This is a genomic window from Corynebacterium sp. LaCa_282, assembly GCF_057198125.1.
In genome coordinates this window covers 535735-554671 of the sequence record NZ_CP191095.1, presented here as the reverse complement: position 1 = coordinate 554671, position 18937 = coordinate 535735, and the positions used below count along the sequence as shown (strand labels likewise).

Below are 18937 nucleotides of genomic sequence, written 5' to 3'. Positions count from 1 at the left end.
TAAGCCATGCAGATCCTCACAACTAAATCCGAACTCCGTGCCTTCCGCGCGGCAGCGTCCGGTTCCGTGGGTTTGGTGCCCACGATGGGCGCGCTTCACGACGGCCACGCTTCCCTCATTCGCCGCGCCCGCGAAGACAACGACACCGTGGTGTGCTCGGTCTTTGTCAATCCCCTCCAGTTCACGGACCTGGGCGACTGCGAAGACTACCGCGCCTACCCGCGCACCCTCGACGCGGATGCCGCACTGCTGGACTCGTTGGGAGTCGATGCGGTCTTCGCCCCCAGCGTGGAGGAAATGTACCCGGGTGGCACCCCGCGGGTGTGGGTGCGCACGGGTGAGATGGGCTCGGTCTTGGAAGGTGCCTCGCGCCCCGGCCACTTTGACGGCGTGGCCACCGTGGTGAGCAAGCTGTTTCACCTTGTCACACCAGACCGCGCTTATTTTGGGCAAAAGGATGCGCAGCAAGTAGCGATCATCCGCCGCCTGGTGGCGGACCTCGACCTGCCGCTGGACATCATCAGCGTGCCCATCGTGCGCGCAACGGACGGCGTGGCCGAGTCCAGCCGCAATGCGCGCCTCAGTGCCGCCGAGCGTGAGCAGGCGGTCGCCTTATCCCAGGCACTCTTCGCGCTGCAGGATGGCGCCTCACGTGAAGAAGCTGAGGCCCAGCTCGCTTCCTCCCCCGGCGTGACGGTGGATTACCTCACCGTGGTGGACCCGGCCACGCTCGAGCCCGTAGATGCACAACACCGGCCCGCCTTGGCGCTGGTAGCAGCGCATGTGGGGCCGGTGCGGCTCATCGATAACTTGGTGCTGGAGGCTTAACCTTTCAGCAGGTGGGCTACGGCCTCGCGCTCCTCACGCAGCTCCTGCACGGAGGCCTCGATGCGCTCCTTCTGGAAATCGCTGAGCTCCAGGCCTTGGACGATTTCCCACTTGCCGTCGCGGCAGATGGTGGGAAAGCCGCAGATGAGGCCCTCATCGACACCGTAGGAGCCATCCGAAGGCACGGCGGCGGTGCGCCAATCCTCGGTGCCGTGGACCCAATCGTGCATGTGGTCCACTGCGGCAGATGCAGCCGACGCCGCGGACGAGCTGCCGCGCACCTCGATGATCTCCGCGCCGCGCTTGGCCACCTTGGGGATCATCTCCTCGCGGTACCACTGCTCATCTACCTCCGCGTTTGAGAAGGCGATATCCGGGAACTGGGTGGCGGAGTGGTTGCCCCAGACCGCAATCTTGGAAAAGTCCTTGGTGGCCTTGCCCGTCTGGGCCGCCAACTGGCCCAAGGTGCGGTTGTGGTCTAGGCGCATGAGTGCGTTGAACTGGGAGTTATCCAGATCCGGCGCGCTATGCGCGGCAATCAGCGCGTTGGTATTGGCTGGGTTGCCCACCACCAGCACGCGAACATCGCGCGCCGCGTAGTCATTGATGGCCTTGCCCTGCTCAGTAAAGATGGCGCCGTTGGCCTCGAGCAGGTCCGCGCGCTCCATGCCCTTGCTGCGCGGGCGGGAGCCGACGAGGAATGCGGCGGAGGCATCCTCGAAGGCGACCTTGAGGTCATCAGTCACCGCAATCGAATTCACCAGCGGCAGGGCGGAATCGCGCAGCTCCATGGCCACGCCCTCGGCCTTTTCTACTACCGCGGGGATTTCCAAGAGGGCAAGGTCTACCGGGGTGTCCTTGCCAAATACGTCGCCTGCGGCAATCCGCCACAGCAGGGAGTAGGCGATATTTCCGGCGGCGCCGGTAACGGTTACTTTTACTGGCTGGGTCATGCTCATTCCTCCTCATATGTCGTGGAGTTGTAAGCGTCCCTCATGCACGCCACCCTCCACGGGATGTATCCACCCCCGAGCTTAGCGCTATACGGAGGTAGCGTGTTGTGAAATAAATCCCCCTCTTTCGGAGGGAAAACGCCGCCAAATTTCCGGATATTACCCCCGTTTACCTCCAAATTAACGCCCCCAATGGGCACATACCTCCCGCGGGGTGGGGCTAATCGGGCATGATGGAAGCGGCACAGACCCCACTGGGGAGCGCGCTTGCAGGGATGCATTCACTGCCTGTGGGCGGCTGCACGGTGGCCAACCACTGCCGCATCAAACCAGCATGAGGCCGGCCGTGCAGTTCCCGAGACACTACCCACCATCGCCACATCGGCGCCGCGAAGCAGAGATAGGACACATGCTATGAGCACTGAGCACACCGAACCGCTGCACGCTGCGGAGCAGGCGGAGGACTCCGACACTCACGCTGCGGATTCCATCAGCACCGATGCCGTGGTGGATATCGCCATTTCCCAGTTTTCCGCGTGGGGTTTTTCTGAAACCAAGCTGGATACCATCGCCGCGGAATCCGGCATGTCCAAGCGCATGATTCACTACCACTTTGGCGATAAGCAGGGCCTGTATTTAAGCGCTCTAAGCACCGCCGCCGAGCGCCTCCGCCCTGACGAAGAAGACCTGGAACTCGATTCCGCGGTCCCAGTCGAGGGCGTGCGCAAGCTGGTGGACTGGATCTTTTGGCAGTACGTCAACCACCCCGAGGCCATCCGCATGATGACCTGGGAAACCGCCCAGTCCATCGTGGGCTCTTCCACCAATCCCGTGGCGGATTTTAGCGGCGTCGCCCTTCACCTCGATCGCCTGCTCATGCTGGGCCAGGACGCCGGCGCCTTCCGCCCGGGCATTTCCACCAACGATATTTTCACCATCATCGCCTCGCTCACCTCGTACCGCGTGACCAACCGGGCGATGATGGACAACCTGTTGGGCGTGGATATGTCCAGCCAGGCAAATACCGACGGCATGCACCGGCTTACCGTCGATGCCGTGCTGGCATTCCTCACCGCCAATATCCCCGATTCCGGCCACGAGTCTTATTTGGTGCCTTCTGATGCCGACGAGGGCGATGAAGCCTCCCCGCAAGATATCTACGGCGAGGCATAAAAGTAGGGGCACCGGCAGCTTGCCGGTGCCCCCTTCTCACTAAGCCGATTCCTTCGCCTCATCCTTGTAGGTGAATTCGGGCTCTGCGCCCTGGGTGACGCAGTCTGCGGTGATGTGCACGGCGGAAATATCTTCTCTGTCTGGCAGCTCAAACATCACTGGAACGAGCAGCTCTTCCAGGATCGCGCGCAGGCCGCGCGCGCCGGTTTTGCGCTCGAGGGCGAGCTCAGCGATAGCATCCAGCGCCCCGTCCTCCATGTGCAGCTCGCAGTCATCCATCTCAAATAGGCGGCTGTACTGCTTGAGTAGCGAGTTCTTGGGCTCAGTAAGCACCTTGACCAGGGCCTCGCGGTCCAAGTTATCCACCGTCGCCACCACGGGCAGGCGGCCGATAAATTCTGGGATCAAGCCGAACTTCACGAGGTCTTCCGGGCGCACCTGGGAGAATAGGTCCACCTTTTCCCGCTCGTCTTCGGTGCCCAGCTTCGCGCCAAAGCCAACGCCCTTCTTGCCCACGCGATCCGCGATCACCTGGTCGAGGCCCGCAAACGCGCCAGCGACAATGAAGAGGATATTGGAGGTATCTAGCTGGATAAATTCCTGGTTCGGGTGCTTGCGCCCGCCCTGTGGCGGGATGGCGGCCACGGTTCCCTCCAGGATCTTCAGCAGCGCCTGCTGCACGCCCTCGCCGGAGACATCGCGGGTAATGGAGGGGTTTTCAGACTTGCGGGAAATCTTATCCACCTCGTCGACGTAGATGATGCCGCGCTGGGCACGCTCCACGTCAAAGTCCGCTGCCTGCAGCAGCTTCAAGAGGATATTTTCTACGTCTTCGCCCACATAACCGGCCTCGGTCAAGCTGGTGGCATCCGCGATGGCGAAAGGCACATCCAGCAGGCGCGCCAAGGTCTGCGCCAGGTAGGTCTTACCGGAACCGGTAGGCCCCAGCATCAAAATATTGGACTTAGAGATCTCTACCTCTTCGCCCTCGGCCTTCTTCCGGCGCGCATCCAACGCGGCGGATTCTTCGGCCTTAATGCGCTTGTAGTGGTTATACACCGCTACCGACAGCACGCGCTTGGCCTTGTCCTGGCCAATGACGTACTTATCCAAAAAGGAAGAAATCTGCGAAGGCTTGGGCAGGCGCACCTCCGCCTCGGAAGACTCCTCGGCCTGCTCGTGGCCGAGCTCTTCTTCAATAATCTCATTGCAGAGCTCGATGCACTCATCGCAGATGTAGACCCCGCCACCGGCAATGAGCTTTTTCACCTGCTTTTGGCTCTTTCCGCAGAAGGAACACTTCAGGAGGTCAGCGCTTTCTTGCATACGTGCCATTCAGTACTTTCACACTCGCTCTTGTTTACCGCTTCTAAAGGTGGGGCGGGAAGGCTCGCTTACTTCCATCCCCGCGGTTCGTTGTTCAAAAATCTACCTTAGTAAATCAACCCGACGCGGCTCCTATTCATTCCCTCCGCGTGGCGAAATTCGCAGATCTTTCTCCGCCCGCACAACTAAACTTGGAAAGTGGATCCTCCACCACCCCACCACCAACGAAGGAGCCATTTTATGTTCGACCTCACGGACCGTACCGCGATTGTCACGGGCGGGGCAGCGGGCATCGGCAAGGGCATCGTTGCCTCCCTGCGCGAAGCCGGCGCTAACGTTGTCATCGCCGATATTGACATCGACAAGGCCGAAGCCACCGCCGCGGAACTCGGCGCCACCGCTTATCCCGTCGATGTCACCGATAGGGCCTCCATTAAAGAAATGTTTGCGAAGGTCCACGCCACGCACGGTGCAATTGACATTGTCTGTTCCAATGCCGGTGTCTTTCCCAACTGCCCACTGGAAGAGATGACGGATAAGCAGTGGGAAACCATGTTTGATATCAATACCCACGGCACGTTCAAGGTTGTACAGAAAGCCTTGCCGTATATGAAAGAACGCGGCTACGGGCGCATCGTCATCACCACTTCCATTACCGGCTCGCACACCGGCTTTCCCGGCTGGGCGCATTACGGCGCCTCCAAGGCGGCCCAACAGGGCTTTATCCGTTCCGCTGCCTTAGAAATCGCCCGCGATGGCATCACCATCAATGGCGTTTTGCCCGGCAATATCCTCACCGAGGGACTGGAAGCGCAGGGCCAGGACTACCTCGATGAGATGACTCGCTCCATCCCGCTGCACCGACTCGGCAGCCCCCGCGATATTGGCAACGCCGCAGCCTTCCTTGCGTCCACCGAGGCCGGATATATCACCGGCCAAACGCTGATCATTGACGGCGGCCAGCTCCTGCCCGAAACCCCTGAGGCCATCCTGACGCCGCGCTAGCGCTTGCCGATGCCCAGCCCTATAACGCAGATAACCCCGCCGACACCGAGGATGGTGCCTGGCGGGGTTATCTAGTGCGGCTTTTATTGCAGCCAGCCGAATTCGAGCAAGAATGCCTCGACATCGAGCATTTCCAACTCATCTGGCGCGTGGCCGGCAACGAATGCGAAGGACTCAGCGACGTCCTTGGTCGTCGCGGGGGTCAGCCCCGCGTCAACGAGATTTTCCGCTACGCGGGCAGAAACCGGCGTCTGCGACACCGTATCCAAACCCGTACCCGTGGTGGAGTCCTTGAACATATCGCTAATGCCACCAAAGAAGGTCCGCATCGTGTTCATCTCTCTCACCTCTCAATGTTGCACTGTTGATAGGGTTGAATATACTTGGTACTTACCCACTAAGCAACCCCTAAGCCACTTAAAGTTAACCTTTTGTTAACTTTAAGTGGCTGTGAGGCGTATTACATGGTCACGGGCTCGTTCCCTCGGCCCGCGGGTGACTCTTAAAGGTCGCCGAACGGGGCGAAGCCGAAGTAATGGTTCAGGGTATCGCGCGCAATCCACGCGATTGCCACCACAATGATGGCACCTAGTACGGCATAAACGGTCCAACCCAGCACCTTCATTTGCCGGCTCGCGGGAGTATCTCCTACCACCACGCCGTTATCATCCCGAATGGGATCGCCCGTCATGGAACGCATGCCCAGGGCGAAGAGCAAGGGAATGCCGGCGCCGAAGACGAGGGCCAATCCAGCGACGCGAAGAATAGATTCGAAGATTTCTGCAGCAGTCATGTTCTAGCGCTCCTCGTTCGGAGTAGATGAGGTGGGGTTCGTGCTCCCGTCGACGGCCGCTACCGGGGTCATACCCCCTGCGGCTGCGACGGACTCTTTCGCGCCAACGCGTGGCTCCAAGGAGGAATCCACGGACTCAGCGTTGTCATCCCAGTCATTATTGACGTTGGAGGCATCGACCGGGTTCATGCGGGAGCGGATGACGATGAGTGCGGTCATGGCCAAGAGCAAGACGAAGTCCACGATGGCACCGGTAGCCACCGTCGTGACAGAGGAAACGCCGTGCGCCAGCCACCACGATGCGAAGCCAACGAAAGCAGCACAGGGCAGCGTAATGAGCCAGGCAGCCACCATGCGCATCGCCACGCCCCAGCGAACTTCCGCGCCGCGGCGGCCCAAGCCGGTACCCAGGATGGAACCGGTGGATACGTGGGTCGTAGAAAGCGCCATGCCGCCGGTAGCGGAGGTCAAGATGATGGCCGCAGATGTAGCCTCGGCTGCCATACCTTGCGGGGATTCGATCTCCACGAGCCCCTTGCCCAAGGTGCGGATAACGCGCCAGCCGCCGGACAGCGTACCGGCCGCAATGGCAATCGCACAGGCAACAATGACCCAGGTGGGAATGCGGGCATCGGCAACCGCATGGCCTGAGGCCACGAGGGCGAGGAAGATAACGCCCATGGTCTTCTGAGCGTCGCCGGCACCGTGCGCCAGCGATACCAAGCAAGCGGTCACAATCTGGCCGTGGCGGAAGTGCTCGTTCTTTTCCTTATTTGGAATGGTGTTGGTTACCCAATACACGAGGAAGGTGGCGCAGGCAGATACCAAGGCGGCGATAATCGGAGAGGCCACCGCTGGAATGATGATCTTGGCCATGATGGAGGTCCACTCCACTCCCCCAGTGCCCATGGCTGCGAAACCGGCGCCGATAAGGCCACCGAAAAGGGCGTGGGAAGAGCTGGACGGCAGTCCGAGCAACCAAGTGAACAGGTTCCAGAGAATACCGCCGATAAGGCCGGTAAAGACCACCATCAAAAGGGCCTGACCATCGGAATCAGCGGCTGCGCCCGACAGGTCATAAGAATCGAGGTTGACGATGCCCTTAGCCACCGTTGCCGCGACATTCACGGACAGGAATGCGCCGACGAGGTTGAGCGCGGCAGAAATCGCTACCGCGGTAAATGGCTTCAGCACGCCGGTGGCAATGGAGGTTGCCATCGCATTGGCGGTGTCGTGAAAACCATTGGTGAAGTCGAAGGCTAGGGCGGTAACCACCACAATGCCCAAGATAATCAAAGTCGCTGTCACAGCATTGGCCCCTTGTAAGCAATCAACAAATGACGAGAAAGTGCATTTGCGACGCCGTTATTCGTCGCGCACCAAGAGCAGCGTACCCCGCAATAATAAGGCGAGCCAATAGCGTTTCTAAGAAGTAAACTGCACTTTGCCTAGTGTTAACCTTCCGCGTGCGGCTTGGCACCAGCCCCATGCCGAAAATCCGCGCTCTACCAGTATTTTTTCAAAATTCTAATCTATTTTCAGCCTTTAATACCGTGGTATAAAACACTAAGAGAGGTGCGCCGGCTGAACGCCAACGCACCTCTCAAAATATAGGGTGTTTACTTCCCGCTTTAACGGAAGGTAGCGAACTTCTTGACCACCCAGCGGCTCAGCACGAGCAGGACGATGCCCAGCGCGATGGAAGCGACACCCAGGGAAATGAAGAAGGTGTTTTCCGCAGCCGCATCCTCTGGGTTGTAGAAGCTAGCCAGCGAGCCAGCAAGCGCGGTACCCATGGCCACGGCCATCATCCACACGGCCATCATGCGCGATGGGAATGCCTCTGGCGCCACCTTGGTGGCCAAGGAGTTGCCCACCGGGGACAGCATGAGCTCACCCATGGTGAACAGGAAGAGGATCCAGATAATGACATACATTGGCGTGGAGTTTGCGCCCGAGCCGGAGAACGGCAGGAAGAAGAAGAGCGAGACACCGATGATGATATTGGCCACGCCGAACTTCACCGGAGTGGACCACTGACGGTCACCGAGCTTCGTCCACATCGCTGCGAAGATTGCGGAGAAGATAACGATGAAGATCGGGTTAATGGACTGCACCAGTGACGGCGGGATCTCGAGGCCGAAGATGTGGCGGTCCAAGCGCACATCGGCGTAAATGGTCATCACGGTAAATTGCTGCTGGAAGATGCCGAAGAACAGCACACCAGAGATGAACATCGGAATAAAGCCCAAGAGTCGGTTCTTTTCTTTCCGGGTCACCAAATCAGAGGTGTACATCTGAATCCAGAAGTACACGGCGGCGATAAGGGCAACGGCGGTAACGATATTGGACAGCCACTCCACCTTGATGATTCCAGTACCCAGGCCAATGACCATGACGAGGATGACGACGACGATCGCACCAAGACCCATCATGCGCTGCTTGGAGTCCGCCGGGTTCGGGATTTCGTGGCCGGCATCCTTAATGGTGGTCTTACGCATGATGGTGTACTGGATAAGGCCCAAGGCCATACCGACGGCAGCGATACCGAAGCCCCAGTGGAAGCCCTTCCAGCCCCACATTGCGGTGGTAAGAAGCGGACCAAAAAGGGCACCGATATTAACGCCCATGTAGAAGATGGAGAAGCCGCCGTCACGGCGAGGATCATCGCGGCTATAAAGCGAGCCCAGCACCACCGACGCGGTAGTCTTCACGCCACCGGAACCAACGGCGATGAGGATCAGGCCGATGGCAAGACCCGTCACGGCGGGGATGAAGGCCAAGACGAGGTGTCCGGCCATCACCATGATCGCGGAGTAGAACAGGGTGCGCTCCGCACCGAGGATGCGGTCTGCTACCAAGGATGCCAACAGGCAGGCCATGTACACCAAGCCGCCGTACGCGCCGACGATCGATGTTGCATCGCCGCGGTCGAGGCCGAGGCCACCATCGGTCGTGGCGTAGTACATGTACAGCAGCACGATGGACTGCATGCCGTAGAAGCTGAACCGCTCCCACATCTCCACGCCGAACAGGTTAGCCAGCCCCCACGGGTGACCGAAGAATGTGCGCTCCCCGCTCGAAGCAGCGGGTGCGGAGGTCTGCTCCTCCGCCTCTGGATCCTTATTTGTCATAGCATAATACGACCACTCAGAGGCCTAATTCACAAATCGGGCATTATACGTGAAACATCGCACTGAAAAATCTGCCTAACGACCTGCAGATATTTCTCTGAAAGATTCACCCCGTTTGGGGTAGGCCCTCGAGCACTACCACTCCCCTGCTACGCCCCTCATAGGCATATATCGAGCGCACTCATATGCACATAATAAAACCCTGCGAGGGCTCCTCTCGAAGCGGCCTCGCAGGGTGTTAGCTGATGGAGTTAGCCCACCAGCACCGTATTAAGAATTGAGCTTGCGGTACTCAAAGACGGTATCGATGATTCCGTATTCCACGGCGTCTTCCGCGGTGAGGATCTTATCGCGGTCGGTGTCGATGCGGATTTGCTCGGCAGTACGGCCGGTGTGCTCCGCCAGGGTGTTTTCCATCAAGGTACGCATACGCTCGATCTCTGCGGCCTGGATTTCCAAGTCCGAGACCTGGCCCTGGGTGCCCTGGGTTGCAGGCTGGTGGATCAATACGCGGGAGTTCGGCAACGCCGCGCGCTTGCCCGGAGCACCAGCGGCCAAAAGCACTGCGGCAGCAGAAGCCGCCTGGCCCAGGCACACGGTCTGCACATCGGGGCGCACGTAGCGCATGGTGTCATAAATTGCCATCAGGGCAGTAAAGGAGCCACCGGGCGAGTTAATGTACATGGTGATGTCACGGTCCGGATCCTGGCTTTCAAGAACCAGCAGCTGGGCCATGATGTCATTGGCAGAGGTGTCATCGACCTGGGTACCCAGGAAGATGATGCGCTCTTCAAAGAGCTTAGAGTACGGGTTGGTTTCCTTCGTCCCCTGAGCGGACTGCTCAATAAAGGAAGGCAGTACGTAACGGGAACTTGGCATCTGCGACTTGTTCATAGTGATTTTCTCCTTATTCCCTAGTTGCTCAGTGGGCCGTTCACGGACTCGATAACGTGGTCAACAATGCCGTATTCCTTGGCTTGCTGCGCCGTCATCCAGCGGTCGCGGTCAGAGTCCTTGGTGATCTGCTCGAAGGTTTGGCCGGTGTGCTCTGCAATGAGCTCGGCCATCTCGCGCTTCGTCTGGGCGAATTGCTCCGCCTGGATGGCGATGTCTGCAGCGGTACCGCCCACACCAGCGGAAGGCTGGTGCATCATGATGCGAGCGTGCGGCAGCGCATAGCGCTTGCCCTTCGTACCACCAGAGAGCAGGAACTGGCCCATGGAAGCGGCCAAGCCCATGCCGTAGGTGGAGATATCGCACGGCGAGTACTTCATCGTGTCATAAATGGCCATACCCGCGGTCACGGAGCCACCCGGGGAGTTGATGTAGAGCGAAATATCGCGCGTGGGATCCTCTGCGGAAAGCAGCAGGATCTGTGCGCACAGCTTATTGGCAATTTCATCGTCTACCTGGGTGCCCAAAAAGATAATGCGCTCGTGCAACAGGCGCTCGTAGACGCTGTCACCCAAGTTCAGGCCGGAGCCTGCTGGGGTGGTCATCTGAAGCTGGTCAGATTTCTTAGACATTCGAAAAGTCTCCTTGAGGACGGTTAATCTCTAATGCCACCACACTACTTAATGTGGCGATAATTGTGGGGTCTGTTCGCTATCAGCGTTTGCACCGATCTTTGTCTGCTTTTTCGACCCGGCGATGAGAAAAGCCCAGCCAGACTTCCTCGACGGTGCGAGGGGCCAAGCTGGGCTTTTAAGCAGAAGATTTACTCCGCGTCGGTAGCTTCGTTCTCGTCTTCTTCTACCTCACCGAAGTACTGCTCAACGTCAACGTCGTTGCCTTCTTCGTCCTTGACGGTGGTACGGCAAATGGCGGCAGCTAGTGCCTTGCCGCGGCGTACGTCAGAGAACAGGTTGGCAATCTGACCGTTGGACTGCAGCTGCTGGATGAACTGGTTCGGGTCCATGCCGTAGGACTGTGCGGTGAACAGGATGTGGTCCGAGAGCTCCTGCTGGGAAACTTCCGGCTCTTCCTTTTCTGCCACGGCGTCCAAGAAGATCTGCGTGCGTACGGACTCTTCGGCCTGCTCGCGGGTCTGCTGATCAAACTCTTCGCGGGAGGTGCCCTGTGCCTCGAGCAGCTGTGCCAGCGCCTTCTCATCGTGTGCCAGCTGGCCCAGGATCTGGTGCAGCTGGGCGTGGGCCTGCTCGTCGACGACGGACTGGGGAAGTTCGAAGTCGACATCAGCAAGCGCAGCCTTCAGAACCTCATCGCGGATCTGGCCGGCCTGCTCAGCCTTCTTGGACTCCTCGACCTCGGTCTTGGTGGCTTCGCGCAGCTCCTCGATGGTGTCGTACTCGGAGGCCATCTGGGCGAACTCATCGTCCATGTCCGGCAGCTTGCGCTCCTTGGTCTGCTGCACGTGGACCTTGAAGGTAGCTTCTTCGTCCTTGTGCTCACCGGACTGAATGGTGGAGGTGAACTCGTTATCCTCACCGGTCTTCATGCCGCGCAGTGCGGTGTCCAAACCCTTGATGAGGTTGTCATCACCGATGGAGTAGGACAGACCCTCGGTGGAAGCCTCTTCGATCTTCTCACCGTCAACCTCTGCGGTGATGTCGATGATGGCGTAGTCTCCGGTCTTCATCTTGCGCTTGGTGTCCTTCAGCTCACCGAAGCGCTCTGCAAGATCCTCGAGGGCCTTGTCCACGTCTTCTTCGCCGGCCTTGATGGCTGGGACGGTGATGGAGATTTCGGAGAAGTCCGGAACCTCGAACTCGGGGCGAACGTCAACCTCGGCGGTGAACTCGACGAAGTCCTTGTCCTCGATCTTGGAAATGTCTACGTCCGGCTGACCGATGACCTTCAGGTCCTCGGACTGAACGGCCTGCTCGTAGCGGGAAGGCAGCATGTCATTGACAACCTGCTCCAGAATCGGGCCGCGGCCGAAGCGAGCGTCGATCAGCTGGCGCGGGGCCTTGCCCTTACGGAAACCTGGAATAGAAACCTGCTGCGCGATTGCCGCGTAAGCTTGATCGATTTCCTGGTCTAGCTCCGCAAACGGAACGTTGACGGTAAGCTTAACGCGGGTATCGCTCAGCTTGTCTACGGTGGTCTTCACGAGTGAATCTCCCTGGCTTCATTGTTTTTCTACGTACATAAAAATTAAAGGGGGTCTGAAAAACCTTATTAGGGCATTTTCAGACCCCCATACGTCGGGGCGACAGGATTTGAACCTGCGACCCCCTGCTCCCAAAGCAGGTGCGCTACCAAACTGCGCCACGCCCCGTATGTAGGCCACCAAGTTGCCTTGGCTGCGTTGCATACCTGAGACAGTTTAGCGTGTCGGATTTAAATCTCCTAAATCAACCCCCTGTTAAGGGCGTAGACGCAGGTTAACGGCATAATTTCTGGCCGCTTGACTTAGAAATCGAAATCAAACATACCGTCAAAGAAGCCGCCGCCATCGCCGTCAGATAATCCATCGAAGAATCCGCCACCGTCACCGGCGTCTCCCCCTCCGGCATCGCCGCCCATATCGCCGGCATCCCCGGCGTCTCCGGCATCTCCTGCGTCTCCGCCGCCGTCAGCTCCGTCCATGCCTTCGCCACCCTCGGCGCCGCCCCAGTCGCCGTTTTCTGCGGCGGCTGCGGAATAGCCCACGCCGGACATGCCGGCAAACATGGCGTTAAACATCATGGAATAACCCATCATCCACACGCCCGTTTGCAGGGCATCCGCCCACCAAGGGCGGGAGTACCAACCGGCCGGAACGGGGCGCCCAGCCACGGTTCCGCCGGGGTAATAGTTCGGGGTTTCCTCGGAGGCGTACGGGGACGCAGTCAGCTGCTCGCCATTCGCATCCACCGTGCGCTTCTCGGTAACCTTGCCCGCGGCGCGCTGGCCTTCCAGCGGCGGCAATTCCGGCCCCGGATTCATATCCATAATCTCGCGGGCAGCATTGACGTAATGCATGCCCTCAAGCGCCGATTCACGGGCCAAGTTGGCCTGCTTGACCGTAGTGGCCCGCGAAATAGCGGAGTTGGCTGCGGTAAAGCGCTCCGATGCGTCCGCCATTGCCTGCTGCGAGGCGGTATCCGTACCGGAAATCTGCATAACCTGGCCGCCCAGGCGCTCAATCCACCGACGCGCATCCGCCTGGGCATCCGCTAACTGCTGCGCCTCTCGCTCCTCCCGGCTCTTTTTTGAGCTGCGCGAGGATAGGTACCACGCGCCGCCACCGAGTACGACTACAAGAAGTAGGAGTTCCACAACAATCATCGCTTTCTTTACTGGAATTGGTCCTACCTATTTTAACGGCCTACCCACTGCGCGTGTTCCCTATTTTCGTTTTGGGGCGCTCATGCGCTAAAGTAGCCGACAGCGTTCAAGGTAACGCTGTGGGAATGTCGTATAGTGGCTAATACCTCAGCCTTCCAAGCTGAAGACGCGGGTTCGATTCCCGTCATTCCCTCGCTTTAACCCACCGTATGGTGGGTTTTTCCATATCTGCAGCTAGGCTCCTGCTTGCCGATGCCCATCTCCCGCCAAGCGCAGCTATAAATACATCACATTGGGTCGGTGGCCAGAAAAGCGTAATCTGGTGTCCATGACCGTACCTAATATTACTTTGAACGATGGAAATACAATCCCCCAGCTGGGCTTTGGTGTCTTCCAGATGGACCCGGAAAAGACCGAGGAATACGTAGCTGAGGCGCTGCGCGTGGGCTACCGCCACATCGATACCGCAGCTATTTACGGCAATGAGGAAGGCGTGGGCAAGGCCATTGCCAACTCCGGCATCCCGCGCGAGGAACTCTTCATTACCACCAAGCTGTGGAATGACCGCCACACCGATGCCGCCGCGGCGCTGGATGAATCCCTGCAGAAGCTGGGACTTGACTACGTAGACCTGTACCTCATCCACTGGCCTACCCCGGCCAAGGGCACGTACGTGGAAGCTTGGAAACAGCTCATTGAACTGCGCAAAGAGGGCAAAGCGAAGTCCATTGGCGTGTCCAACTTTGAGCCCGAGCACTTAGATCAACTGGAGGTGCACACGGATGTCGTCCCCGCGATTAACCAAGTGGAACTGCACCCTTACTTGCAGCGCTGGCGCGAACTAGACGCAGGCCGCGCCCACGGCATCGCCATCGAGGCATGGGGCCCGCTGGGGCAGGGCAAGAGCGATATCTTGGAGGCACCAGAGGTTACTGAAGCCGCCGAGGCACACGGCGTTTCCCCAGCCCAGGTCATCATCCGCTGGCACCTGCAAAATGGGGTCATCCTCTTCCCCAAGTCCTCGACGCCTTCCCGCATCGCAGAAAACTTCGATGTCTTCGGCTTCGAACTCACGGATGCGGAAATGGCGGCAATCACCTCTTTGGAAGAGGGCGAAGACGGCCGCGGTGGGCATCACCCCAACGACATGAACGACGCCTAATGCGCTCGGCGTAATCACCACATAAAACGCCGCGTGGCCAACAAAGGCCCGCGGCGTTTATTTATATCGGCTAGGGGATCCCAACGATTTTAGCGCGGGTCCTTAGGAAGCTCGGGTGGGATATTGGTGCGCTCATATTCTGCAAGGATATCGATGCGGCGCTGGTGGCGCTCGGCGCGGGACCATTCTTGATCTAAGAAGGCATCCACGATTTCTAAGGCTTCTTCTTGCGAGTGCATACGGCCGCCGATGCCGATGAGCTGCGCATTATTGTGTTCGCGGGCCAGGCGCGCCGTTTCTGGCGACCATGCCAGCGCGCAGCGCGCGCCCTTGACCTTATTGGCGGCAATCTGCTCGCCGTTTCCGGATCCCCCCAGTACGATCCCTAGGGAACCTGGATCATTGACGGTGCACAGGGCCGCTTCAATGCAGAATGCGGGGTAGTCATCCTCGGCGTCATAGGTATGGGCGCCGCAGTCGATAACGTCATGGCCTTGTTTGGTGAGGTGTTCAGAAATCAGGTTTTTGGTTTCAAAACCTGCGTGGTCAGCTCCAAGATATACGCGCATAACCCCTACAGTACCGGCACCGCCGCCTTCTGGGCACCACTTTGTACAACCTATTTCGCTTATAGTCCGGCGCTGATAAACTAAAGCGCCACTACGTGCCGCACAGAAAGGCTCTATATGACCCCTCGCGTCCTCGCGTATTACGGCAGCATCCTTGCTGTCGCGGTGCTGCTATTTGCGGCGAATATGTTCTTGTCCACTCAGAACTTCCTCTTGCCGCTTTTTTATACCGTACTCTTCACAGTCGCCCACCTTGTCGTGGGGCTGTGGTGGCTGGTGCAGAGGGCTATAAAGAAAAATCGCCTCGGCGAACTGGCCGCGGTGATAGGGATTTTATCCCTGCTCACCGCGGCCTCATGGGCTACCTGGGTGGCCGCCGCATGGGAAGAATTCCACGCGCAAGCCTATCTGCCCATCATCAATATCGCCGGGCTACCAGCGTTTATTTTAACGCCGGTAGTCGCTGGTTGCTGCCTCGCCGCGGCGGTGCGCCGCAAGCACAGCCCGCAGCACTAGAAACTAGTCTTCTTTTACTTGTGGCATCTCCGTGCGGGAGCGTTTGAGCTCGAAGAAGTAGGGGAACTGGGCGAGGCGCACGGAGGCATCGAAAAGCTCACCGGCTTCCTCGCCCTTGGGAACGCGGGTAATAACCGGGCCAAAGAAGGCGGTATCGCCCAGCTTAATAACCGGGGTGCCTACCTCATCGCCCACGGAAGAAATACCGTTGTGGTGGTATTCGCGCAGCTTCTCGTCGTATTCCTCGGTGTGTGCCACCTCCGCAAAGTCTGCGGGGAGGCCAACCTGCTCTAATGCCTGGACGATGATCTCGTCATAGCCGCCATCGCCCTTCTTTCCGCCGTTGCCCTTGGCGTGGATCAGGGTGCCCATGGCGGTATAAAGCTCATCAACCTTTTCTGGCTGCTCGGTCTTAACCTTGGCGAATACGCGGGCAGGGCCCCAGTTGGCCTCCATCATTTCCATGTATTCGGGATCAAGATCGCGGCCATCATTAAGCACCGACAGGGACATCGGCTCGAATTCCACGGCAATATCGCGGACCTTTTCTACCTCTTTGATCCAGCGGGACGTTGCCCATGCAAACGGGCAGGAAGCGTCGAACCAAAACTTAACTGGGGTAGTCATTATTCCTCCTTGAAATAAGTGCAGTTTGCCCCACCACTGTAAACGCGCTGCTAACCTTGATGCATCACTATTTTCGTTAGCAAAGGAGAATCTAGGCAATGACCTCTGTAAACCTCACGTGGGAGGAAGCAAAAAATCGCTCCCAGATGCTCAAGGTTGACCATTACGATGTCGCTTTAGACCTTAAGCATTCCGATACCCACTTCCTGTCCACCACCACGGTGCGCTTTAGCACCCAGGAGGCCGGTTCTACCTTCATCGATCTGCGCGCGGACAAGCTGCACGAGGTACGCCTGAACGGAAACCCGCTGCCCACGCAGTCCTATGACCCCACCTACGGCATTCCCCTCTCCGGGCTGCAGGTAGCGGACTACACGCTCGAGGTCACCGCGGAAATCCCCTTCTCCCGTACCGGCGAGGGCCTGCACCGCTTCGTGGATCCCGCCGATAACGAGGTCTACCTCTACACCCAGTTTGAAACTGCCGATGCCAAGCGCGTCTTTGCCTGCTTCGACCAGCCGGATCTGAAGGCCACCTACTCCCTGCACTTTAAGGCCCCAGAGGAGTGGACCATTATCACCAATGGCCCGGTCACCCGCGAGGGAGATACCTCCCATTCTGAGATCGACTATCCGCTGTCGACCTACCTGGTTGCCCTGTGCGCCGGCCCCTACCACGAGGTCACCGATACCTGGCACGGCGAGCTGACCGAGCACCCCGAGGGCAAGCCGGCGCAAAAGCTCGAGGTTCCACTCGGTATTTATTGCCGCGCTTCGCTGGCAGATTCCCTCGATGCCGAACGCCTCTTTACTGAGACCAAGCAGGGCTTCGACTTCTACCACCGCAACTTCGGCTTCCCCTACCCCTTTGGCAAGTACGACCAGATTTTCGTCCCCGAGTTCAACGCAGGTGCGATGGAAAACGCCGGTTGCGTGACCCTCCGCGATGAATACGTCTTTACCTCGCGGGCCACGCACTACAAGTACGAGCGCCGCGCCGATACCGTCCTGCACGAGCTCGCCCACATGTGGTTCGGTGACCTCGTGACCATGCAGTGGTGGAATGACTTGTGGCTCAACGAGTCCTTCGCCACCTGGTCCGCTGCCATCTCGCAGGCGGAAGAAACCGAATACGATACCGCCTGGGTCACCTTCGCCAACGTGGAAAAGTCCTGGGCCTACCAGCAGGATCAGCTGCCTACCACCCACCCCATTTCCACCGATGCCAGCGATATCGAAACCGTGGAGCAAAACTTCGACGGCATCACCTATGCCAAGGGCGCCTCGGTGCTCAAGCAGCTGCAGGCCTACGTTGGCCGCGAGAACTTCCTCGCTGGCGTGCGCCGCCACTTCGCCGCCCATGCGTGGGGCAATGCCACCTTCGACGATCTGCTCCGCCACCTCGAGGAGGCATCCGGGCGCGATCTCTCCTTCTGGGCACAGCAATGGCTGAAGACCACTGGTATTAATACCCTGGCGGTTGCCACGGCGGCCGACAATGACGGCACCATCACCCAGGCGCACCTTACCCAGCGCGGCGATACCCTGCGCACCCACCGCGTTGCAGTGGGCCTGTATGGTACGCAGGACGGCAAGGTCGTGCGCACCGAGCGCCTCGAGATGGACGTGGAGGGCGAGGCCACCGAGATCCCAGAGTTGGTCGGGCGCAACCTCAATGACATCGATTTCATCCTGCCCAACGATGACGATCTGACCTACTGCCTCATCGATTTGGATGCAGGATCCCTGCAATTCCTGCTGGATAATATCGAGAAATTCGATGACCCTATGGCGCGCACCCTCTGCTGGTCCACCGCCTGGGAGATGACCCGCGCCGGCACCATGCGCGCCCGCGACTTCATCCGCCTGGTGGCCCGCGGCATGAAGGCGGAAACCGAGCTCGCCGTCCTCGAGCGCATCGTCTCGCAGGCGTCTACCGCGCTGAAAAACTACGCGGATCCGGCGTGGGCGAAAGACAGCACGGTTTTGGCGCAGGCGCTTGTCGATGGCGCCCGGAGCACCGATGCGCAGCGTTCCATCATCTGCACGCAGGCGCTGTCTAGGATTCGGCTGCATCAGCCGGCCCGCGACTACCTGCACGATCTCCTCGCGGATTCCGATGATGCCGGGCTGCGCTGGTCCGCCGTCGCAGCGCTTGCTGCCGCGGGTGCGCTTGCCGATGCCGAGGCCGCCATCGCCGCCCAGCTCAAGCGCGATAATTCCGCTACCGGCCACTACTCTTCCCTGCGCGCCCGCGCCGCGATTGCCACCGCGGATAATAAGCGCGCGGTATGGGAAGAGATCGTCGCCGGGGATCTCACCAACCGCGAGCTCACCTCCAAGCTGGAGGGCTTAAACTACCCGCACTCCGATGATCTCTTGCCCACCGCGGAATTCTTTGAGGTGGCCGAAAAGATCTGGGATTCCCAGTCCTCCGAGGTGGGCCTGACCACCGTTACCGGGCTATTCCCGTCCTGGGACATCACCCAGGACGGCCTTGATCGCGCCGATGCCTTCCTGCAGAAGGATCTGGCAGGCGGCCTGCGCCGCGCGATCACCGAGCAGCGCGACCGCGTGGCCCGCGCCCTGCGCAACCGCGAGATCGACGCCAACTAGGTG

At 59.2% G+C, this 18937-nt stretch carries 18 protein-coding genes and 2 tRNA genes; 7 read left to right on the top strand and 13 right to left on the bottom strand.

What is annotated here, in order from left to right:
* Positions 1 to 6 precede the first annotated feature (6 nt).
* Complete coding sequence (gene panC / locus ACP8KU_RS02570) at positions 7 to 828, top strand: pantoate--beta-alanine ligase (RefSeq protein ID WP_005284412.1); 822 nt, start codon at positions 7 to 9, stop codon at positions 826 to 828.
* Here panC and ACP8KU_RS02565 read toward each other — a convergent pair.
* On the bottom strand, positions 825 to 1787 hold the full coding sequence (locus ACP8KU_RS02565) for a malate dehydrogenase (protein ID WP_284611513.1): 963 nt from the start codon (positions 1785 to 1787) through the stop codon (positions 825 to 827). The two genes, panC and ACP8KU_RS02565, sit on opposite strands and share 4 nt — an antisense overlap.
* Positions 1788 to 2195: 408 nt before the next feature.
* On the opposite strand from ACP8KU_RS02565, the gene ACP8KU_RS02560 reads away from it, so the two are divergent.
* Positions 2196 to 2954, top strand: coding sequence for a TetR/AcrR family transcriptional regulator (locus tag ACP8KU_RS02560; RefSeq protein ID WP_005277915.1), 759 nt, complete (start codon positions 2196 to 2198; stop codon positions 2952 to 2954).
* Positions 2955 to 2993: 39 nt separating this feature from the next.
* Here ACP8KU_RS02560 and clpX read toward each other — a convergent pair whose 3' ends face one another.
* On the bottom strand, positions 2994 to 4289 hold the full coding sequence (gene clpX / locus ACP8KU_RS02555; protein WP_023017073.1) for an ATP-dependent Clp protease ATP-binding subunit ClpX: 1296 nt from the start codon (positions 4287 to 4289) through the stop codon (positions 2994 to 2996).
* A 231-nt stretch (positions 4290 to 4520) separates the two neighbouring features.
* Here clpX and fabG point away from each other — a divergent pair, with 231 nt between their 5' ends.
* The gene (gene fabG / locus ACP8KU_RS02550; protein WP_484483923.1) at positions 4521 to 5285 is read left to right on the top strand and encodes a 3-oxoacyl-ACP reductase FabG; all 765 of its coding nucleotides are present in this window, start codon (positions 4521 to 4523) and stop codon (positions 5283 to 5285) included.
* 83 nt (positions 5286 to 5368) lie between these two features.
* On the opposite strand, the gene ACP8KU_RS02545 is transcribed toward fabG, so the two are convergent.
* The 9 genes from ACP8KU_RS02545 to ACP8KU_RS02505 all read right to left on the bottom strand — a co-directional run bounded on the left by ACP8KU_RS02545 (position 5369) and on the right by ACP8KU_RS02505 (position 13445).
* Positions 5369 to 5623 (bottom strand): hypothetical protein, encoded by a 255-nt coding sequence (locus ACP8KU_RS02545; protein ID WP_005277906.1) that lies wholly within the window; start codon positions 5621 to 5623, stop codon positions 5369 to 5371.
* Between the two features lie 164 nt (positions 5624 to 5787).
* Positions 5788 to 6078, bottom strand: coding sequence for a hypothetical protein (locus tag ACP8KU_RS02540; RefSeq protein ID WP_005277904.1), 291 nt, complete (start codon positions 6076 to 6078; stop codon positions 5788 to 5790).
* Positions 6079 to 6081: 3 nt separating this feature from the next.
* Positions 6082 to 7386, bottom strand: coding sequence for an anion permease (locus tag ACP8KU_RS02535; RefSeq protein ID WP_484483922.1), 1305 nt, complete (start codon positions 7384 to 7386; stop codon positions 6082 to 6084).
* 323 nt (positions 7387 to 7709) lie between these two features.
* Positions 7710 to 9212, bottom strand: coding sequence for a peptide MFS transporter (locus tag ACP8KU_RS02530; RefSeq protein WP_005277899.1), 1503 nt, complete (start codon positions 9210 to 9212; stop codon positions 7710 to 7712).
* Between the two features lie 270 nt (positions 9213 to 9482).
* On the bottom strand, positions 9483 to 10106 hold the full coding sequence (locus tag ACP8KU_RS02525) for an ATP-dependent Clp protease proteolytic subunit (RefSeq protein ID WP_005277894.1): 624 nt from the start codon (positions 10104 to 10106) through the stop codon (positions 9483 to 9485).
* A 20-nt stretch (positions 10107 to 10126) separates the two neighbouring features.
* Entirely contained in the window at positions 10127 to 10738 is a 612-nt protein-coding gene (locus ACP8KU_RS02520; RefSeq protein WP_005277891.1) for an ATP-dependent Clp protease proteolytic subunit, read from the bottom strand.
* 191 nt (positions 10739 to 10929) lie between these two features.
* A complete protein-coding gene (tig, locus tag ACP8KU_RS02515; protein WP_237792425.1) occupies positions 10930 to 12285 on the bottom strand; it encodes a trigger factor in 1356 nt (451 codons plus the stop codon).
* A 94-nt stretch (positions 12286 to 12379) separates the two neighbouring features.
* Positions 12380 to 12453 (bottom strand) — tRNA-Pro (locus tag ACP8KU_RS02510).
* Between the two features lie 134 nt (positions 12454 to 12587).
* Positions 12588 to 13445, bottom strand: a complete 858-nt coding sequence (locus tag ACP8KU_RS02505; protein ID WP_302522024.1) for a DUF1542 domain-containing protein — start codon at positions 13443 to 13445, stop codon at positions 12588 to 12590.
* Positions 13446 to 13566: 121 nt separating this feature from the next.
* On the opposite strand from ACP8KU_RS02505, the gene ACP8KU_RS02500 reads away from it, so the two are divergent.
* Together ACP8KU_RS02500 and ACP8KU_RS02495 are read left to right on the top strand one after the other, a co-directional pair.
* Positions 13567 to 13638, top strand: a tRNA-Gly gene (locus tag ACP8KU_RS02500).
* Positions 13639 to 13773: 135 nt separating this feature from the next.
* A complete protein-coding gene (locus tag ACP8KU_RS02495) occupies positions 13774 to 14607 on the top strand; it encodes an aldo/keto reductase (RefSeq protein WP_484483921.1) in 834 nt (277 codons plus the stop codon).
* Between the two features lie 89 nt (positions 14608 to 14696).
* Here the strand turns inward: ACP8KU_RS02495 and ACP8KU_RS02490 are convergent, their stop codons facing one another.
* Complete coding sequence (locus ACP8KU_RS02490) at positions 14697 to 15176, bottom strand: ribose-5-phosphate isomerase (RefSeq protein WP_005277878.1); 480 nt, start codon at positions 15174 to 15176, stop codon at positions 14697 to 14699.
* A gap of 117 nt (positions 15177 to 15293) precedes the next feature.
* Between ACP8KU_RS02490 and ACP8KU_RS02485 the strand changes: the two genes are divergently transcribed.
* Positions 15294 to 15692, top strand: coding sequence for a hypothetical protein (locus ACP8KU_RS02485; RefSeq protein WP_005277876.1), 399 nt, complete (start codon positions 15294 to 15296; stop codon positions 15690 to 15692).
* Between the two features lie 3 nt (positions 15693 to 15695).
* Here ACP8KU_RS02485 and ACP8KU_RS02480 read toward each other — a convergent pair whose 3' ends face one another.
* Positions 15696 to 16319: a mycothiol-dependent nitroreductase Rv2466c family protein gene (locus ACP8KU_RS02480; RefSeq protein ID WP_484483920.1), complete on the bottom strand. Its 624-nt coding sequence runs from the start codon at positions 16317 to 16319 to the stop codon at positions 15696 to 15698.
* Between the two features lie 98 nt (positions 16320 to 16417).
* Here ACP8KU_RS02480 and pepN point away from each other — a divergent pair, with 98 nt between their 5' ends.
* Positions 16418 to 18934 (top strand): aminopeptidase N, encoded by a 2517-nt coding sequence (gene pepN / locus ACP8KU_RS02475; protein ID WP_484483919.1) that lies wholly within the window; start codon positions 16418 to 16420, stop codon positions 18932 to 18934.
* Positions 18935 to 18937 lie beyond the last annotated feature (3 nt).

Excerpts from the sequence above, each read along its gene's own strand:
- panC (WP_005284412.1), top strand. The coding sequence starts at position 7 with ATGCAGATCCTCACAACTAAATCCGAACTCCGTGCCTTCCGCGCGGCA.
- ACP8KU_RS02565 (WP_284611513.1), bottom strand. The coding sequence starts at position 1,787 with ATGAGCATGACCCAGCCAGTAAAAGTAACCGTTACCGGCGCCGCCGGA.
- ACP8KU_RS02560 (WP_005277915.1), top strand. The coding sequence starts at position 2,196 with ATGAGCACTGAGCACACCGAACCGCTGCACGCTGCGGAGCAGGCGGAG.
- clpX (WP_023017073.1), bottom strand. The coding sequence starts at position 4,289 with ATGGCACGTATGCAAGAAAGCGCTGACCTCCTGAAGTGTTCCTTCTGC.
- fabG (WP_484483923.1), top strand. The coding sequence starts at position 4,521 with ATGTTCGACCTCACGGACCGTACCGCGATTGTCACGGGCGGGGCAGCG.
- ACP8KU_RS02545 (WP_005277906.1), bottom strand. The coding sequence starts at position 5,623 with ATGAACACGATGCGGACCTTCTTTGGTGGCATTAGCGATATGTTCAAG.
- ACP8KU_RS02540 (WP_005277904.1), bottom strand. The coding sequence starts at position 6,078 with ATGACTGCTGCAGAAATCTTCGAATCTATTCTTCGCGTCGCTGGATTG.
- ACP8KU_RS02530 (WP_005277899.1), bottom strand. The coding sequence starts at position 9,212 with ATGACAAATAAGGATCCAGAGGCGGAGGAGCAGACCTCCGCACCCGCT.
- ACP8KU_RS02525 (WP_005277894.1), bottom strand. The coding sequence starts at position 10,106 with ATGAACAAGTCGCAGATGCCAAGTTCCCGTTACGTACTGCCTTCCTTT.
- ACP8KU_RS02520 (WP_005277891.1), bottom strand. The coding sequence starts at position 10,738 with ATGTCTAAGAAATCTGACCAGCTTCAGATGACCACCCCAGCAGGCTCC.
- ACP8KU_RS02505 (WP_302522024.1), bottom strand. The coding sequence starts at position 13,445 with ATGATTGTTGTGGAACTCCTACTTCTTGTAGTCGTACTCGGTGGCGGC.
- ACP8KU_RS02495 (WP_484483921.1), top strand. The coding sequence starts at position 13,774 with ATGACCGTACCTAATATTACTTTGAACGATGGAAATACAATCCCCCAG.
- ACP8KU_RS02490 (WP_005277878.1), bottom strand. The coding sequence starts at position 15,176 with ATGCGCGTATATCTTGGAGCTGACCACGCAGGTTTTGAAACCAAAAAC.
- ACP8KU_RS02485 (WP_005277876.1), top strand. The coding sequence starts at position 15,294 with ATGACCCCTCGCGTCCTCGCGTATTACGGCAGCATCCTTGCTGTCGCG.
- ACP8KU_RS02480 (WP_484483920.1), bottom strand. The coding sequence starts at position 16,319 with ATGACTACCCCAGTTAAGTTTTGGTTCGACGCTTCCTGCCCGTTTGCA.
- pepN (WP_484483919.1), top strand. The coding sequence starts at position 16,418 with ATGACCTCTGTAAACCTCACGTGGGAGGAAGCAAAAAATCGCTCCCAG.